10 protein-coding genes and 1 pseudogene are annotated in these 14170 nt (G+C 64.0%); all 11 read right to left on the bottom strand.

The window, feature by feature from the left end; all coding sequences use genetic code 11:
- Positions 1-112: 112 nt before the first annotated feature.
- The 11 genes and pseudogenes from nuoN to nuoC all read right to left on the bottom strand — a co-directional run bounded on the left by nuoN (position 113) and on the right by nuoC (position 14168).
- Positions 113-1576 carry an NADH-quinone oxidoreductase subunit NuoN gene (gene nuoN / locus C2U47_RS00255; protein ID WP_010675039.1) on the bottom strand — a complete coding sequence of 488 codons (1464 nt, stop codon included), beginning with the start codon at positions 1574-1576 and terminating at the stop codon, positions 113-115.
- Between the two features lie 43 nt (positions 1577-1619).
- Complete coding sequence (nuoM, locus tag C2U47_RS00250; RefSeq protein ID WP_010675038.1) at positions 1620-3137, bottom strand: NADH-quinone oxidoreductase subunit M; 1518 nt, start codon at positions 3135-3137, stop codon at positions 1620-1622.
- Positions 3138-3206: 69 nt separating this feature from the next.
- Complete coding sequence (nuoL, locus tag C2U47_RS00245) at positions 3207-5054, bottom strand: NADH-quinone oxidoreductase subunit L (protein ID WP_010675037.1); 1848 nt, start codon at positions 5052-5054, stop codon at positions 3207-3209.
- A complete protein-coding gene (gene nuoK / locus C2U47_RS00240) occupies positions 5051-5359 on the bottom strand; it encodes an NADH-quinone oxidoreductase subunit NuoK (RefSeq protein WP_010675036.1) in 309 nt (102 codons plus the stop codon). Before nuoK ends, nuoL begins: the two co-directional genes overlap by 4 nt.
- A 79-nt stretch (positions 5360-5438) precedes the next feature.
- Positions 5439-5978 (bottom strand): NADH-quinone oxidoreductase subunit J, encoded by a 540-nt coding sequence (gene nuoJ, locus C2U47_RS00235; RefSeq protein WP_010675035.1) that lies wholly within the window; start codon positions 5976-5978, stop codon positions 5439-5441.
- Positions 5979-5987: 9 nt separating this feature from the next.
- Positions 5988-6530 carry an NADH-quinone oxidoreductase subunit NuoI gene (gene nuoI, locus C2U47_RS00230; RefSeq protein ID WP_010675034.1) on the bottom strand — a complete coding sequence of 181 codons (543 nt, stop codon included), beginning with the start codon at positions 6528-6530 and terminating at the stop codon, positions 5988-5990.
- Positions 6531-6620: 90 nt separating this feature from the next.
- Positions 6621-7586, bottom strand: coding sequence for an NADH-quinone oxidoreductase subunit NuoH (nuoH, locus tag C2U47_RS00225; protein WP_010675033.1), 966 nt, complete (start codon positions 7584-7586; stop codon positions 6621-6623).
- The gene (gene nuoG, locus C2U47_RS00220) at positions 7583-10312 is read right to left on the bottom strand and encodes an NADH-quinone oxidoreductase subunit NuoG (protein WP_010675032.1); all 2730 of its coding nucleotides are present in this window, start codon (positions 10310-10312) and stop codon (positions 7583-7585) included. Before nuoG ends, nuoH begins: the two co-directional genes overlap by 4 nt.
- 57 nt (positions 10313-10369) lie before the next feature.
- Entirely contained in the window at positions 10370-11755 is a 1386-nt protein-coding gene (gene nuoF / locus C2U47_RS00215) for an NADH-quinone oxidoreductase subunit NuoF (protein ID WP_010675031.1), read from the bottom strand.
- On the bottom strand, positions 11752-12291 hold the full coding sequence (nuoE, locus tag C2U47_RS00210) for an NADH-quinone oxidoreductase subunit NuoE (protein WP_010675030.1): 540 nt from the start codon (positions 12289-12291) through the stop codon (positions 11752-11754). The genes nuoF and nuoE overlap by 4 nt, the downstream gene beginning before the upstream one ends.
- 72 nt (positions 12292-12363) lie before the next feature.
- Positions 12364-14168, bottom strand: a pseudogene (gene nuoC, locus C2U47_RS00205) (NADH-quinone oxidoreductase subunit C/D).
- Positions 14169-14170: the final 2 nt, after the last annotated feature.

Raw genomic sequence — 14170 nt, 5'->3', positions numbered from 1 at the left:
GAGAGGACCGATCTGGTATCGCCTGCCAGACGGGCAAGCCGGACCGGGCCTTGGCGGACATAAAAAACCGGCCACGGAGGCCGGTTTCGCTGTGTGAACTGTGAACCTGAGGCTAGCGCAGCACCACGTGCTGGAAGCCCTGTACCAGACTGATGACGGGCTGGGGGTAGATGCCGAGCAATACCACCAGAATGGCTGAGAGCAGCACCACCAGGCCCCCGGAGGAGAAGGCCCAGTCGGCCCTGGCATCGCGCAGTTGCATGCCGGGTTCACGCAGGTAGAGGGTGACCATGACCCGCAGGTAGTAGTAGAGCCCCAGGGCACTGCCGAGCACGATGGCGCCACTGAGCCACCACAGCTTGGCATCGACGGTGACGCCGATGAGGTAGAACTTGCCGATGAAGCCCAGCGTCATGGGGATACCCGCGAGGGAGAGCATCATCACCGTCATCACCGCCGTCAGATAGGGGCGCTTCCAGAACAGACCGCGATAGCTGTGCAGGGAGTCCGCATCCTTGCCGCGATAGGGGCTGGACATCATGCTGATGACGCCGAAGGCCCCCAGGCTGGTGAACAGGTACATCAGCAGGTAGACACCCGCCGCTTCCACCGGCATCTCGCCGAGGCGGCTTGCCACCACCACCGCCAGCAGATAGCCGAAGTGGGAGATGGAGGAGTAACCCATCATCCGCTTGATGTTGGTCTGGATCAGCGCCAGGAGGTTGCCGACCACGATGGAGACGACCGCCATGGCCGCCAGCAGCCAGTGGATCATGGGATCCGAGGTGGCGGGTACTGCCAGGTAGAAGCGCAGCAGCACGCAGAACACGGCTATCTTGCTGACGGTGGCGAGGAAGGTGGCCACCGGTGCCGGCGCCCCTTCATAGACGTCCGGGGTCCAGAGGTGGAAGGGGGCGAGGGACAGCTTGAACGCAAAGCCGACCAGCATCAGGCCAAAGCCCCCCATCAGCAGCGGATGGTGAGCCGGGCTCTGGGCCAGGGTCACACCGAGATCGCTGAAGCTCAGGCTTCCGGCCTGGGCGTAGAGCAGTGCCATGCCGAACAGCAGGAAGGCGGTGGCACTGGCGGAGAGCACCATGTACTTGATGCTGGCTTCCAGCGAGCGCCGCTCGCGATAGGCATACCCCACCAGACCGAACATGGGCAGGGTCAGCATCTCGATCCCGATGAAGAGAGAGGCGAGGTGACGGGAGGCCGCCAGCACCAGACCACCGGCGGTGGCGATGAGCAGCAGCAGGTAGAACTCTTCCCGGTTGTCCGGATAGCCCTTGAGCCAGGTGCGACCGAAGGTGCAGGTGGCCAGGGCCCCGATGAGCACCAGCCCCATGTAGAAGACCGCGTAAGCGTCCACTTGCAGCAGGGGAGTGACCCCCTGATCCCCTTGGGCCATCACGATGGGCAGGGAGAAGAGCGCGAGGTTGAGGCCGATGATGGTGACCACGAAGGCGGTGTCGTCACAGCGCTTCCAGGCGATGGCCAGCATCAGGGCCACCATGGCCCCCGTGGTCAGCAACAGGGGCAGCAGGGCCAGCAGTTGAGAAACAGTAAACGTCATGACAGTGCTCCCGACATGGACAAGGAAGGCGAAAGAGAAAGCATCATTGCAGCGCCCCCGTGCCCGGCAGCGCGTACCAGTGCAGCACGCTCAGGAGGCTGCTGCTGGCGGTGTCGAGCACCGGCTGGGGATAAAGACCGAGCAGCACCAAGAGGCCGGCGATGGTCAGCATCATGGTCAGTTCCCGGGTATCCAGCCCCTTGAGCATGCTCTCCTCCCGGGGCGTCCCGAAGCAGGCCCGCTGCAGCATGATGAGGGAGTAGACCGAGGCCAGCACCAGCCCGAAGGTGGCGATGACGGTGATAACGGGGGCCACCTGGAAGCTGCCGATGAGGATCAGGAACTCGCCGACGAAGTTGCCGGTCCCCGGCATCCCGAGGGATGCGACGGAGAAGAACAGCATCACGCCGGGCAGGTAGCGCAACCGTCCCCAGAGACCGCCCATCTGGCGCAGATCCCGGGTGTGCAGGCGCTCGTAGAGCTGGCCGCACAGGATGAAGAGGCCGGCGGCCGAGAGCCCGTGGGCAATCATCTGTACCACTGCCCCTTGCAGGGCGAGCTCGCTGCCGGAGTAAATGGCGATCATCACGAAGCCCATGTGGGAGATGCTGGTGTAGGCAACCAGCCGCTTGATATCGGTCTGGGCAAAGGCCAGCAGGGCGCCATAGACGATGCCGATGAGGCCGAGCACCATGGCGTAGGGGGCAAACTCGGCGGACGCCTCGGGGAAAAGCGGCAGAGTGAAGCGCAGCAGGCCGTAGGCCGCGGTTTTCAGCAAGATGCCCGCCAAGTCCACGGAGCCTGCGGTGGGCGCCTGGCTGTGGGCATCAGGGAGCCAGCCATGGAGCGGCACCAGGGGCATCTTGACCGCGAAGGCGATGAAGAAGCCCAGCATCAGCAGCCACTGTACCGTGCTGCTCATGGGGGTGTTGAGCAGCTCCTGATAGTTGAAGGTGAAGACACCGGTGGCGGCGTGGTGGGTCAGTACCAGGCCCAGGATGGCCACCAGCATGATGAGGCCGCTCGCCTGGGTGTAGATGAAGAACTTGGTGGCGGCGTTGATGCGCGACTTGCCATCGGTGACCGAGTGGCCCCAGAGCGCAATCAGGAAGTACATCGGCACCAGCATCATCTCCCAGAAGAAGAAGAAGAGGAACAGATCCACCGCCATGAAGACGCCGAGCACGCCCCCCAGGATCCACAGCAGGTTGAGGTGGAAGAAGCCGATGCGCTGGACGATCTCCTTCCAGGAACAGAGGATGGCCAGCACGCCGATGAAGCTGGTGAGGATCACCATCAGGAGCGACAGCCCGTCCACGGCGAGGTGCAGGGAGATGCCGAAGCGGGGGATCCAGGGTTGTTGCCACTCGGCTGCCCAGACGGGGAGGCCGGGGTTGGCGAGGGTGAAGTCACCACCGAGCCAGATGGCGCTGGAGAGCACCAGACAGGCGCTCATGGAGGCGAGGGCCACCCAGCGGACAAACTGTCCGCCGAGCCGCTCCATCTGCCAGCAGAGCAAGCCGCCGATGAAGGGAATTAGCAAGATCCAGAGTAAGGTCACGATATCAGCTCTCATCTAGGTTCTAGTCGGGCAGGCGCTGAGCCTGCCACACAATATTGGGCTCATGGATCAGCCGAGCAGCAGCAGGGCCAGGATCAGGGCGGCGCCCATCCCCATGGAGGCTGCGTACCAGCGCAACTTGCCGGAGACGGTCCAGGCCAGCAGCTGATGCCCCCCCTGGGCCAGCACGGCGGGCAGGTTCATCATCCTGTCCAGCGGATCCTTGCCGAGCAGGCGAGTCGCCAGCAGGTAGGGCTTGACCCAAATCAGGTCATAAAGCCAGTCAAAGCCCCAGGCATTGAACCAGAGGGTGGACAGAGCCCGCCCCAGTGCACTCTCGGCGATCCCCTTCGCCAGGCGACGTTCGCCGAGGAAGAGGAAGGCGGCCAGCGCAATGCCTGCCACGGCGATGACGCCGGAGAGGATCTCGAGGCCATGGCGTCCCTCTTCGATGTGATCTCCCGGGCCGGCCGGCAGCACTCCTGCCAGCGGTGGCACGATGAGGGCGCCGACTCCGGTGGAGAGCACCAGCAGCACCAGCAGTGGCAAATGGTGGGCAAGGCCCTGTCCGGCGTGAGCCTGGGTCTGCTCCTTGCCGTGGAAGGCGATGAAGATGAGGCGGAAGGTGTAGAGGGTGGTGAGGAAGGCACCACCCAGACCGGCCCACAGCAGGGCGCTCTGGCCACTGGCCTGCACCTGCCAGAGGATGGCGTCTTTACTGTAGAAACCGGCGGTCACCAGTGGCAGCGCGGCCAGGGCCGAGCCCCCCACCAGGAAGCAGGCGTAGACCAGCGGCAGCGATTTGCGCAGGTCTCCCATCTTGAAGATGTTCTGCTCGTGGTGGGTCGCGATTATGACGGCCCCGGCGGAGAGGAACAACAGCGCCTTGAAGAAGGCGTGGGTCATCAGGTGGAAGATGGCCCCTTCCCAGGCACCGACCCCCAGGGCCAGGAACATGTAGCCTATCTGGCTCATGGTGGAGTAAGCCAGGATCCGCTTGATGTCGGTCTGCACCAGGGCGGCAAAACCGGCCAGCACCAGGGTGATGGCACCGACCAGCGCCACCAGATGGAGGATCTCCGGGGCCAGCAGGAAGAGGCCGTGGGTGCGGGCGATGAGGTAGACACCGGCGGTCACCATGGTGGCGGCGTGGATCAGTGCCGAGACCGGGGTCGGGCCCGCCATGGCGTCCGCCAGCCAGGTCTGCAGGGGCAGCTGGGCGGATTTGCCGACCGCGCCGCCGAGCAGCATCAGGCAGGCGAACGACAGGGCAGGGGAGCCGTCGGCAAACATCGCAGGGGATCGCACCAGCAGCTCGTGAATGTTGAGGGTGCCGAGCTCGCGGTAGAGCACGAAGAGCCCGATGGCGAGGAAGACGTCGCCGACCCGGGTCACCACGAACGCCTTGAGGGCGGCGGCGCCGTTGTTGCGATCCTTGTAGTAGAAGCCGATCAGCAGGTAGCTGCACAGCCCCACCCCTTCCCAGCCCAGGTAGACGAACAGCAGGTCATCGGCCAGCACCAGGAACAGCATGCTGGCGATGAAGAGGTTGGTGTAGGTGAAGAAGCGCGAATACCCCTCTTCCCCGCGCATGTACCAGGAGGCGAACAGGTGGATGAAGAAGCCCACCCCGGTCACGACCCCCAGCATGGTCAGCGACAGCCCGTCCAGGGAGAGACGGAAGGCGGGCTGGAACTCGCCCACCGTCATCCACTGCCACAGGGTCTGGGTATAGACGCCGCCTTCCGGCATGGTATTGAGAAAATCGATGCCGACCCACAGGGTAGTGAGGGCCGAGAGACCGATGCTGCCGACACCGATGAGCGCCGAGGTGCGCTCGCCGAGGCGGCCGAGGGAGAAGGCCAGCAGCAGCCATCCCAGCAGCGGGAACAGGAAAGTCAGATATAGGAGGCTCATCCGCGCATCTCGCTCACAGTGTCCACGTTCAGGGTGTGGTAACGACGATAGAGCAGCAGTAACAGGGCGAGGCCGATACTGGCCTCCGCTGCCGCCAGAGAAATCACCAGTATGTACATGATCTGGCCGTCGGCCTGGGCCCAGCGGCTACCCGCCACCACGAACGCCAGGGCGGACGCGTTCATCATGATTTCGATACTCATGAGGATAAACAACAGGTTGCGGCGTATCAGCAGGCCGCACAGGCCGATGGCAAACAAAATGGCCGCCAGCAGGAGGCCGTGCTCCATGGGAATTCCACTCATCGCCATGCTCCTTGTGCTTGCTGGATGGAAAGGGGGCGGGCTGCCGGCAGCGAGCCATGCCTCACCACGGGGATGTCGCTCATTGCTGACCTCCTTCCTGTGTGGTACGAGGTACGGAGAGCACTTCCCCGCTCTTGTCCTCGCGGCCCAGGTGATAGGCGGTGACCAGACCCGCCAGCAGCAGGATGGAGGCGAGCTCCACCGCCAGCACATAGGGGCCGAACAGGGCGATACCGACTTCCTTGGCGCTGACCTCGGTCAGACCCAGTTCACCGCCGGTCACGCCGAGAATGCCGTGGGCCAGAAAGCCCAGCAAAATGAGGGAGAGCAGGGCCGGGCCACCCCAGGTCATGGGGGTGAGCCACTTCTTCTCCTGATCCTGGGCGCTCCCCAGGTTCAGCATCATCACCACGAACACGAACAGCACCATGATGGCGCCGGCGTAGACGATCACCTGCAGGGCCCCCGCAAAGGCGGCGCCCAGGCAGAAGAAGATCATGGCCACGGCGATGAGGGAGATGATGAGATTGAGCAGCGCATGCATGGGGTTGCTGGTGCTGATCACCCGCAGCGTGCTGTAAACGGCGACCAGGGCCGCGGCATAGAATGCCAGTTCCATGATTGACTCCTAGGGCAGCAGGCTCTTGACATCGATGGGCTTGGCTTCGTTCTCGGCATCCCCTTTGGGTTTGCCGTCGATGGCCATCCCGCTCATGCGGTAGAAGTTGTAGTCCGGGTATTTGCCGGGGCCGCTTATCAGCAGATCTTCCTTCTCGTACACCAGATCCTGGCGACGATACTCCCCCATCTCGAAATCCGGCGTCAGCTGGATGGCGGTGGTGGGGCAGGCCTCCTCGCACAGGCCGCAGAAGATGCAGCGGGAGAAGTTGATGCGAAAGAACTCCGGGTACCAGCGGCCATCTTCCCGCTCCGACTTCTGCAAGGAGATGCAACCGACCGGGCAGGCGACCGCACACAGGTTGCACGCCACACAGCGCTCGTCGCCATCGGGATCCCGGGTCAGTACGATGCGACCGCGAAAACGGGGGGCGGCGTAGACCGGCTGCTCCGGGTAGCTCAGGGTTTCACGGGGGCGCCAGGCATGGGAGAAGACCATCCCAAGGCTGCGCAACTGGGTGCCAACACCCTTGATAATGCTCGTAATTTTCATAGGTGCCTCACTGCACATTTATCAGCACTGGCGCCTGGGCGTTTCCTTGCCGCAGACGGCCGAATCATCGTCATGTCCATCTCGTTTTGCTCACGCATTCATCAGCACCACGGCAGCGGTGACCAGCATGTTGAGCAGGGTCAGGGGCAGGCACACTTTCCAGCCAAAGGACATCACCTGGTCGAAGCGCGGGCGGGGCAGGGAGGCCCGCAGCAGGATGAAGAACACCATGAAACAGGCGGTCTTCAGGGCGAACCAGATGAAGGGCGGCAGCCAGGGGCCGTGCCAGCCACCGAAGAAGAGGGTCACGATGAGGGAAGAGATCAGCACGATGCCGATGTACTCCCCCACGAAGAAGAGACCCCACTTCATACCCGCGTACTCGATGTGATAGCCGTCGGCGAGCTCCTGCTCGGCCTCCGGCTGGTCAAACGGGTGGCGGTGGGTGACGGCGACCCCGGCAAACAGGAAGGTGACGAAGCCCAGGATCTGGGGGATCACGTTCCACATGCCGGCCTGGGCCTCGACGATGTCACGCAGGTTGAAGCTGCCAGTCTGGATGACGATGCCCATGAGCGAGAGGCCAAGGAACACCTCGTAGGAGAGGGTCTGGGCCGAGGCGCGCAGGCTGCCGAGCAGGGAGTACTTGTTGTTGCTCGACCAGCCTGCGAAGAGCACGGCATAGACCGCCAGCCCGGCGATGGCCAGGATATAGAGCAGCCCCACGTTGAGATCCGCCACGCCCCAGGTGGGGGTGATGGGCACCACCGCAAACGCCAGGATGAAGGCGGTGAAGGCGATGATGGGGGCCAGCACGAAGATCCGGCGATCCGCAAAGGGCGGGATCCAGTCCTCCTTGAAGAACATCTTGACCATGTCGGCCGCCAGTTGCAGCAGGCCGAAGGGGCCAACCCGGTTGGGGCCGTAACGGTCCTGCCACAGTGCCAGCAGGCGGCGCTCGATGAAGCTCATGAAGGCGCCAGCCCCCACGATCCCCACGAGTACGACCAGGGCCTTGCCGACCTCGATCAGCAGATCCATCAGAGAGTCGCTCATGCGATGACCTCCTGCAGGTTATCGATCAGGGCGTGGTGCAGGGCGGTTGGCAGGCCGTTCACCCCGAGTGGCAACCCTGCTAGGCCCGGAGCCAGCGCATCGCTCAGGCGCAGACGCAGGCGCCAGTGGTTGCCACCCCAGGAGAAGGCCACCAGTGCGTCAGGGGACAGTGCCAGGCGCGCGGCATCCGCCGGGTTCAGTACCAGGGTGGGTTCCCCCATGCGAGCCTGGATGACCGGGCTTCTGGCGGAGAGCTCCTCGCCACCGAACAGCTGGTCATAGCTCACCACCTGCAGGGATGCGGCGGGCAGGAAGGGGGCCGGGATGGCGCCAAACCAGCCCAGGTTGCCTTCGCCCGGCTCCAGCAGGCGGCGACCGGGATCCCCGGCACGCAGGTTGCCGCCCACCTCGTCCTGGAACTTGTTCCAGGCGGAGGGGGAGTTCCAGCCCGGTGCCCAGGCAAACGGTACCTGGGAGAGGGGCTGGCGGGCACCGGCGTAGCCTTCCATGGAGAAGGCGAACGGCGAATCGGGATCCTGGGCGACTCTGGGCTCGCTCACGTTCTGGTTCGCCAGCATGGAGGTGCGACCACTGTAGCGGTGCGGCTCCCGGGCGAGCTTCATGCCGCGAATGCGCAGGCCGGCGTTGGGTGCAGCTTCACCCATGGTGGTGAGCAGCGGGGCGCTGGCGGCGCAATCGCGACTCACATCGTCGAAGGTGTTCCAGCGAACCGAACGCGGTTGCTGGCTCCCTTGCAAGGCATCCAGCCAGCGCCAGCTCTCGCGCACCTGGATATCGGCGTTGTAGAAGGCGGGAGCATAGACCTGGAAGAAGCGCTGGGCACGGCCTTCCATGTTGACCAGGGTGCCATCGCCTTCTGCAAAACTGGCGGCAGGCAGCACCAGATCCGCCTTCTTCGCGGTGGCCGTCTCCTGATGGTCGATGACCAGCAGGTGTTGCAGGCGATCCAGGGCGGCGTCCACCCGGCTGCGGGGGGCTCGGCGGTAGAGGTCGTTCTCAAGAACGACCAGGGCAAGCCTCTCTTCCCCTTCCATGCGTTCGAGGGCTGCCTCCAGCGGGGCGGCATGCCGGGCCAGCATGGCCAGCCCCAGGCTGTTGGCTTCCTGAGCCACGAGGGCAAGCTCCGCGGCCTGGCCACGGCCCTTGAGGGCGCGGGCGATGTTGCTGGCCGCATCGATCAGAGCCTCGTTGCGGGCACCATTGCCTGCGATGATGAGGGGCTTTTTGGCGTTGCCAAGCAGGTCGGCCCATTGGGCGGCGAGGGCCTGCTGTTCGGGGGAGAGATCCGTTGGCGCCGGTGCACTGGCGTCCAGCAGGTGGGCGATGGCAAACCCGAGGCGCGCCTGATCCGCGTGGGGGGCATGCAGGGTATCGGCGGCCACGTCGTCGAGACGGGTCTGATCCAGGCTGGTGATGAGCAGCGGGTAGCGTTCATTCTGAGCGAGCGTCTGCACCGCGGCGACCTGCCACAAGTCCACCTTCAGCTTGCGGGCAATTTCGCGCCCCTTGCCTTTCACTGCCTGGCGCAGGGCCAGGGCGATGCGGGCGGCGGTCTGGGTGACATCTTCCCCGAGCACCAGCACGGCGTCGGCTTCTTCCATGTCGCGCAGGCTGGGAGTGCGCACGCCGCCGTGCTCCAGAATGTCCAGCATCTTCTGCAGGCATTTCCATTCGCTCTGCTCGACCCCGGAGTAGAAGTTGGCGGCCCCCACCAGTTCGCGCAGGGCGAAGTTGCTCTCCAAGGAGGCGCGGGGTGAGCCGATGCCGATGACGCCGCTGGCGGTGCGCAGCGCATCCGCGGCCCGGTTCAGGGCGCCATCCACCGTGATGGCCAGCTTGTCACTGCCATCCTGCAGCAGGGGCTGGCGCGGGCGGTCGGTCAGATTGACGTGGCCGTAGCCGAAGCGGCCGCGATCGCAGAGGAAATAGTGGTTCAGGGCACCGTGGAAACGGTTCTCGATGCGGCGCAGCTCGCCGTAGCGCTCACCCGGGCTGATGTTGCAGCCGACCGAGCACCCCTGGCAGATGCTGGGGGCGAACTGCATGTCCCACTTGCGGTTGTAACGCTCGGAGTGGGTCTTGTCGGTGAAGACGCCGGTGGGACAGACCTCCACCAGGTTGCCGGAGAATTCGCTCTCCAGAGTGCCATCTTCGACCCGGCCGAAGTAGACGTTGTCATGGGCGCCATAGACCCCGAGATCCTCGCCACCTGCGTAATCCTTGTAATAACGCACGCAGCGGTAGCAGGCGATGCAGCGGTTCATCTCGTGGTTGATGAAGGGGCCCAGATCCTGATTCTGGTGGGTGCGCTTGGTGAAACGGTAGCGGCGGCTGTTGTGGCCCGTCATCACCGTCATGTCCTGCAGGTGGCAGGCGCCACCCTCTTCGCACACCGGGCAGTCGTGGGGGTGGTTGGTCATCTGCCACTCCACCACTGTCTTGCGAAACTCCTTCGCCTCTTGATCCTCGATGGAGATATAGGTGCCATCGGTGGAAGGGGTCATGCAGGACATGACCAGGCGGCCGCGCTTGTCGTCGGCATTCTGATACTGTTTGACCGCGCACTGGCGGCAGGCACCGACGCTACCGAGCGCCGGGTGCCAGCAAAAATAGGGGACGTCCAGACCCAGCGACAGACAGGCTTGCAGCAGGTTGTCTGCCCCGTCTACCTCGTACTCTTTACCGTCTACATGAATGGTTGCCATACAACTTCCCTGAAACCTGTTTTATGAAATCGGCTATTGCCCGATGCGTCCTGGCGCTTACCAGCGCTCGCCCAGCAGGTTGGGCTGGATACCCTTGAACAGCTTGTGATTGTCATGGGGGGCCTTGACCCCGGCCTCGAACTCGGACCGGAAATACTTCATCGCACTGCCAAGGGGCTCGACGGCGCCGGGGGCATGGGCACAGAAGGTCTTGCCCGGGCCCAGGAAACTGACGAGCTGTTCCAGGGTCGCGAGATCCTCGGGTTGGCCCTCGCCCCGCTCCAGCGCCCGCAGGATCTTGACGCTCCAGGGCAGGCCGTCGCGGCAGGGGGTGCACCAGCCGCAGGATTCGCGGGCAAAGAACTCCTCCATGTTGCGCAGCAGGGAAACCATGTTGATGCTGTCATCCACCGCCATGGCAAGGCCCGTACCCATGCGGGTGCCCACCTTGCCGATGCCGCCAGCGTACATCTGGGCATCCAGGTGCTCGGGCAGCAGGAAGCCGGTGCCGGCACCGCCTGGTTGCCAGGTTTTCAGGCGATAGCCGGGCTTCATGCCGCCTGCGCACTCCTCGAACAGCTCGCGGGCGGTGATGCCAAAGGGCAGCTCCCACAGGCCGGGATTGTTGACCTTGCCGGAAAAGCCCATCAGCTTGGTGCCGTGATCTTCCGAACCCGGCAGTGCCAGCCCCTGATACCAGGCCACACCGTTGCCGATGATGGCGGGGACGTTGCACAGGGTTTCGACGTTGTTGACGCAGGTCGGCTTGCCCCAGACGCCGGAGACGGCGGGGAAGGGGGGTTTGGCCCGCGGGTTGGCGCGCCGTCCTTCCAGGGAGTTGATGAGGGCCGTCTCTTCGCCGCAGATGTAGCGACCTGCGCCGGTGTGGACGAACAGCTCGAAGTCAAAGCCCGAGCCCAGGATGTTCTTGCCAAGGAACCCCGCGGCCTTGGCCTCTTCCACGGCGCGGCGCAGGTGGATGGCGGCATCCACGTACTCGCCGCGCAGGAAGATGTAGCCGCGATAGGCCTTGAGAGCCCGGGCACTGATGATCATCCCCTCGATCAGCAGGTGGGGCAGCTGCTCCATCAGCATGCGGTCTTTGTAGGTATTGGGTTCCATCTCGTCGGCGTTGCAGAGCAGGTAACGGATGTTCATGCTCTCGTCTTTGGGCATCAGGCCCCACTTCACGCCGGTGGAGAAACCGGCGCCGCCGCGTCCCTTGAGGCCGGCATCCTTGACGGTGCTGACGATGTCATCCGGGCTCATCTGGCCAAGGGCCTTGCGGGCGGCCTCATAGCCCTGTTTTGCCTGATACTCCTCGAGCCAGACCGGCTGGCCGTCGTCCCGCAGGCGCCAGGTGAGAGGGTGGGTCTCGGCGGTGCGGGGGATGCGGTTGGCGGTGCCGAGGGAGGCAAGCGTCTTGCCTGGCTGAATGCTCATGGGTAAGCCTCCAGGGTTTTCAGCAGGCTGACGGCATCGAGTCCGCCATAGGTATCGTCATCGATCATGATGGCCGGCCCCTTGTCGCAGTTGCCGAGGCAGCAGACGGGCAACAGGGTGAAGCGGCCATCCGGGGAGGTCTGACCGGGGGCCAGATTGACGACCTCTTTCAGACCGGCAAGCAACTGCTCGTGGCCGTTGATGTAGCAGACCATGCTGTCGCAGACGCGGATGATGTGACGACCCACCGGCTGGCGGAAGATCTGGCTGTAGAAGGTGGCGACCCCTTCCACGTCGCTGGCGGGGATGCCGAGCTCGGCGCCGATGGCGTGAATGGCGCCGTCAGGTACCCAGCCACGGGCCTGTTGCACTATCTTGAGCGCTTCGATGCTGGCGGCACGGGGATCTTCGTAGTGGTGTTTCTCGTGTTCGATGGCATCGCGCTCAGCCTGGCTCAGGACGAAATCTCCCTGCTGGCTGCTGCATGCCCCTTGCCCTTGTGGGGTCTGGTTATTGTGACACTGACATTGGCTCATGACTTGACCTTTTGTGGCTTGTCCCTTTACTGCGCGTCTTGCCCTTCGCCCCGGCTGCCGGGGCGAGAGGACTCAACGATCCACATCTGACATAACGAAATCGATACTGCCCAGGTAGACGATAAGATCCGACACCATCTGGCCGCGGATCACCGAGGGGATCTGCTGCAGGTGAGCAAAGCTCGGGGTGCGGATCCGGGTCCGGTAGCTCATGGTGGATCCGTCGCTGGTCAGGTAATAGCTATTGACCCCTTGGTCGCCTCTATCATCTGGAAGGACTCGGCGGCCGGCATGACAGGCCCCCAGGAGACTTGCAGGAAGTGGGTGATCAGGGTTTCGATGTCCTGCAGGGTGCGCTCTTTGGGCGGTGGCGTGGTGAGCGGGTGATCCGCCTTGAAGGGGCCCTCAGGCATGTTTTTCATGCACTGCTCGATAATGGACAGGCTCTGGCGGATCTCCTCGATGCGCACGGTGGCGCGGTCGTAGGCGTCCCCGTTGCTGCCCACCGGCACCTCGAACTCGAACTGATCGTAACCGGAATAGGGGCGCCATTTGCGCACGTCAAAGTTGAGCCCCGTGGCCCGCAGACCGCCCCCCGTGGTGCCCCAGGCCAGGGCCTGGGCCGTGTTGTAGGCGGCGACACCGATGGTGCGGCCCCGCAGTATGCTGTTGCGCATGGCCGCCTTTTCATACTCCATCAACCGCTTGGGCAGCCAGCTCAACAGGTTGTCCTGGATGAGGCGGGCCCAGCCGGCAGGCAGATCGTGGGCCACGCCGCCGATACGGAACCAGGCCGGGTGCATGCGGGCTCCGGTGATGGCCTCGATGATGGTGTAGATCTTCTGGCGGTCCGTGAAGGTGAAGAAGACCGGGGTCATGGCCCCCACGTCCTGAATGTAGGTGCCAAGGAACAGCAGGTGGCTCTGGATGCGGAACAGCTCCGCCATCATCACCCGGATCATGTCGACCCGCGCCGGCACTTTGATGCCGGCCAGCTTCTCGACCGCCAGCACATAGGGCAGGTTGTTCATCACGCCGCCCAGGTATTCGACCCGGTCGGTGTAGGGGATGTAGCTGTGCCAGGACTGGCGCTCGCCCATCTTCTCGGCGCCGCGGTGGTGATAGCCGATGTCGGGCACGCAGTCGCGGATCTCTTCCCCGTCGAGTTGCAGCACCAGGCGGAAGGCGCCGTGGGCGGAGGGGTGGTTCGGCCCGAGGTTCAGGAACATGTAGTCCTCGTTCTCGTTGCCGCGGGCCATGCCCCACTCTTCCGGCTTGAACAGCAGGTTGTCCTGCTCCTGATCCTGCTTGACCGCATCGAGCATGAAGGGATCAAACTCGGTGGCGCGCGCCGGGTAGTCCTTGCGCAGGGGGTGCCCTTGCCAGCTCTTGGGCATCATGATGCGGGTCAGATGGGGGTGGCCATCGAAGGTGATCCCCATCAGATCCCACACTTCCCGCTCGTACCAGTTGGCGTTGGGGAAGTGGCGGCTGACGGTGGGCAGATGGAGATCGCTCTCCTTGAGCGCCACTTTCAGCATCACGTCGGCGTTACGGTCGATGGAGATGAGGTGATAGAAGACGGTAAAGTCGCTCTCCGGCAGGCCGTGGCGATGGCTGCGCATCCGTTCGTCGGTGGCGCTGAGATCGAACAGCATCACGAAGGGGGAGGGCAGCTTTTGCAAGAAGCCCATCACGTCCAGCAGCAGATCCCGGGAGAGCCAGATGACCGGCACGCCGGTACGGGTGCTCTGCACGGTGAAGCGCTCGGCACCGAAGTGGGCGAACAGCTCGCCGACCACCTGGGCATCGGAGTGATCGGCGGTTTGCCACTGGGCCATGGTGTAATTGCTTGGGAATTCTCGAGTCAGTTTCATGA

It is taken from the genome of Aeromonas sp. ASNIH7 (assembly GCF_002903485.1).
Classification (GTDB): Bacteria; Pseudomonadota; Gammaproteobacteria; order Enterobacterales; family Aeromonadaceae; genus Aeromonas; species Aeromonas caviae.
The sequence above is the reverse complement of the archived record's forward strand: the minus strand, read 5'-3'. Positions and strand labels throughout refer to the sequence as shown.

Bases quoted from the DNA above. Each gene is read 5' to 3' on its own strand.
- nuoI (WP_010675034.1), bottom strand. From the start codon at position 6,530: ATGAAAATTACGAGCATTATCAAGGGTGTTGGCACCCAGTTGCGCAGC.
- nuoE (WP_010675030.1), bottom strand. From the start codon at position 12,291: ATGAGCCAATGTCAGTGTCACAATAACCAGACCCCACAAGGGCAAGGG.
- nuoL (WP_010675037.1), bottom strand. From the start codon at position 5,054: ATGAGCCTCCTATATCTGACTTTCCTGTTCCCGCTGCTGGGATGGCTG.
- nuoF (WP_010675031.1), bottom strand. From the start codon at position 11,755: ATGAGCATTCAGCCAGGCAAGACGCTTGCCTCCCTCGGCACCGCCAAC.
- nuoG (WP_010675032.1), bottom strand. From the start codon at position 10,312: ATGGCAACCATTCATGTAGACGGTAAAGAGTACGAGGTAGACGGGGCA.
- nuoN (WP_010675039.1), bottom strand. From the start codon at position 1,576: ATGACGTTTACTGTTTCTCAACTGCTGGCCCTGCTGCCCCTGTTGCTG.
- nuoH (WP_010675033.1), bottom strand. From the start codon at position 7,586: ATGAGCGACTCTCTGATGGATCTGCTGATCGAGGTCGGCAAGGCCCTG.
- nuoK (WP_010675036.1), bottom strand. From the start codon at position 5,359: ATGAGTGGAATTCCCATGGAGCACGGCCTCCTGCTGGCGGCCATTTTG.
- nuoJ (WP_010675035.1), bottom strand. From the start codon at position 5,978: ATGGAACTGGCATTCTATGCCGCGGCCCTGGTCGCCGTTTACAGCACG.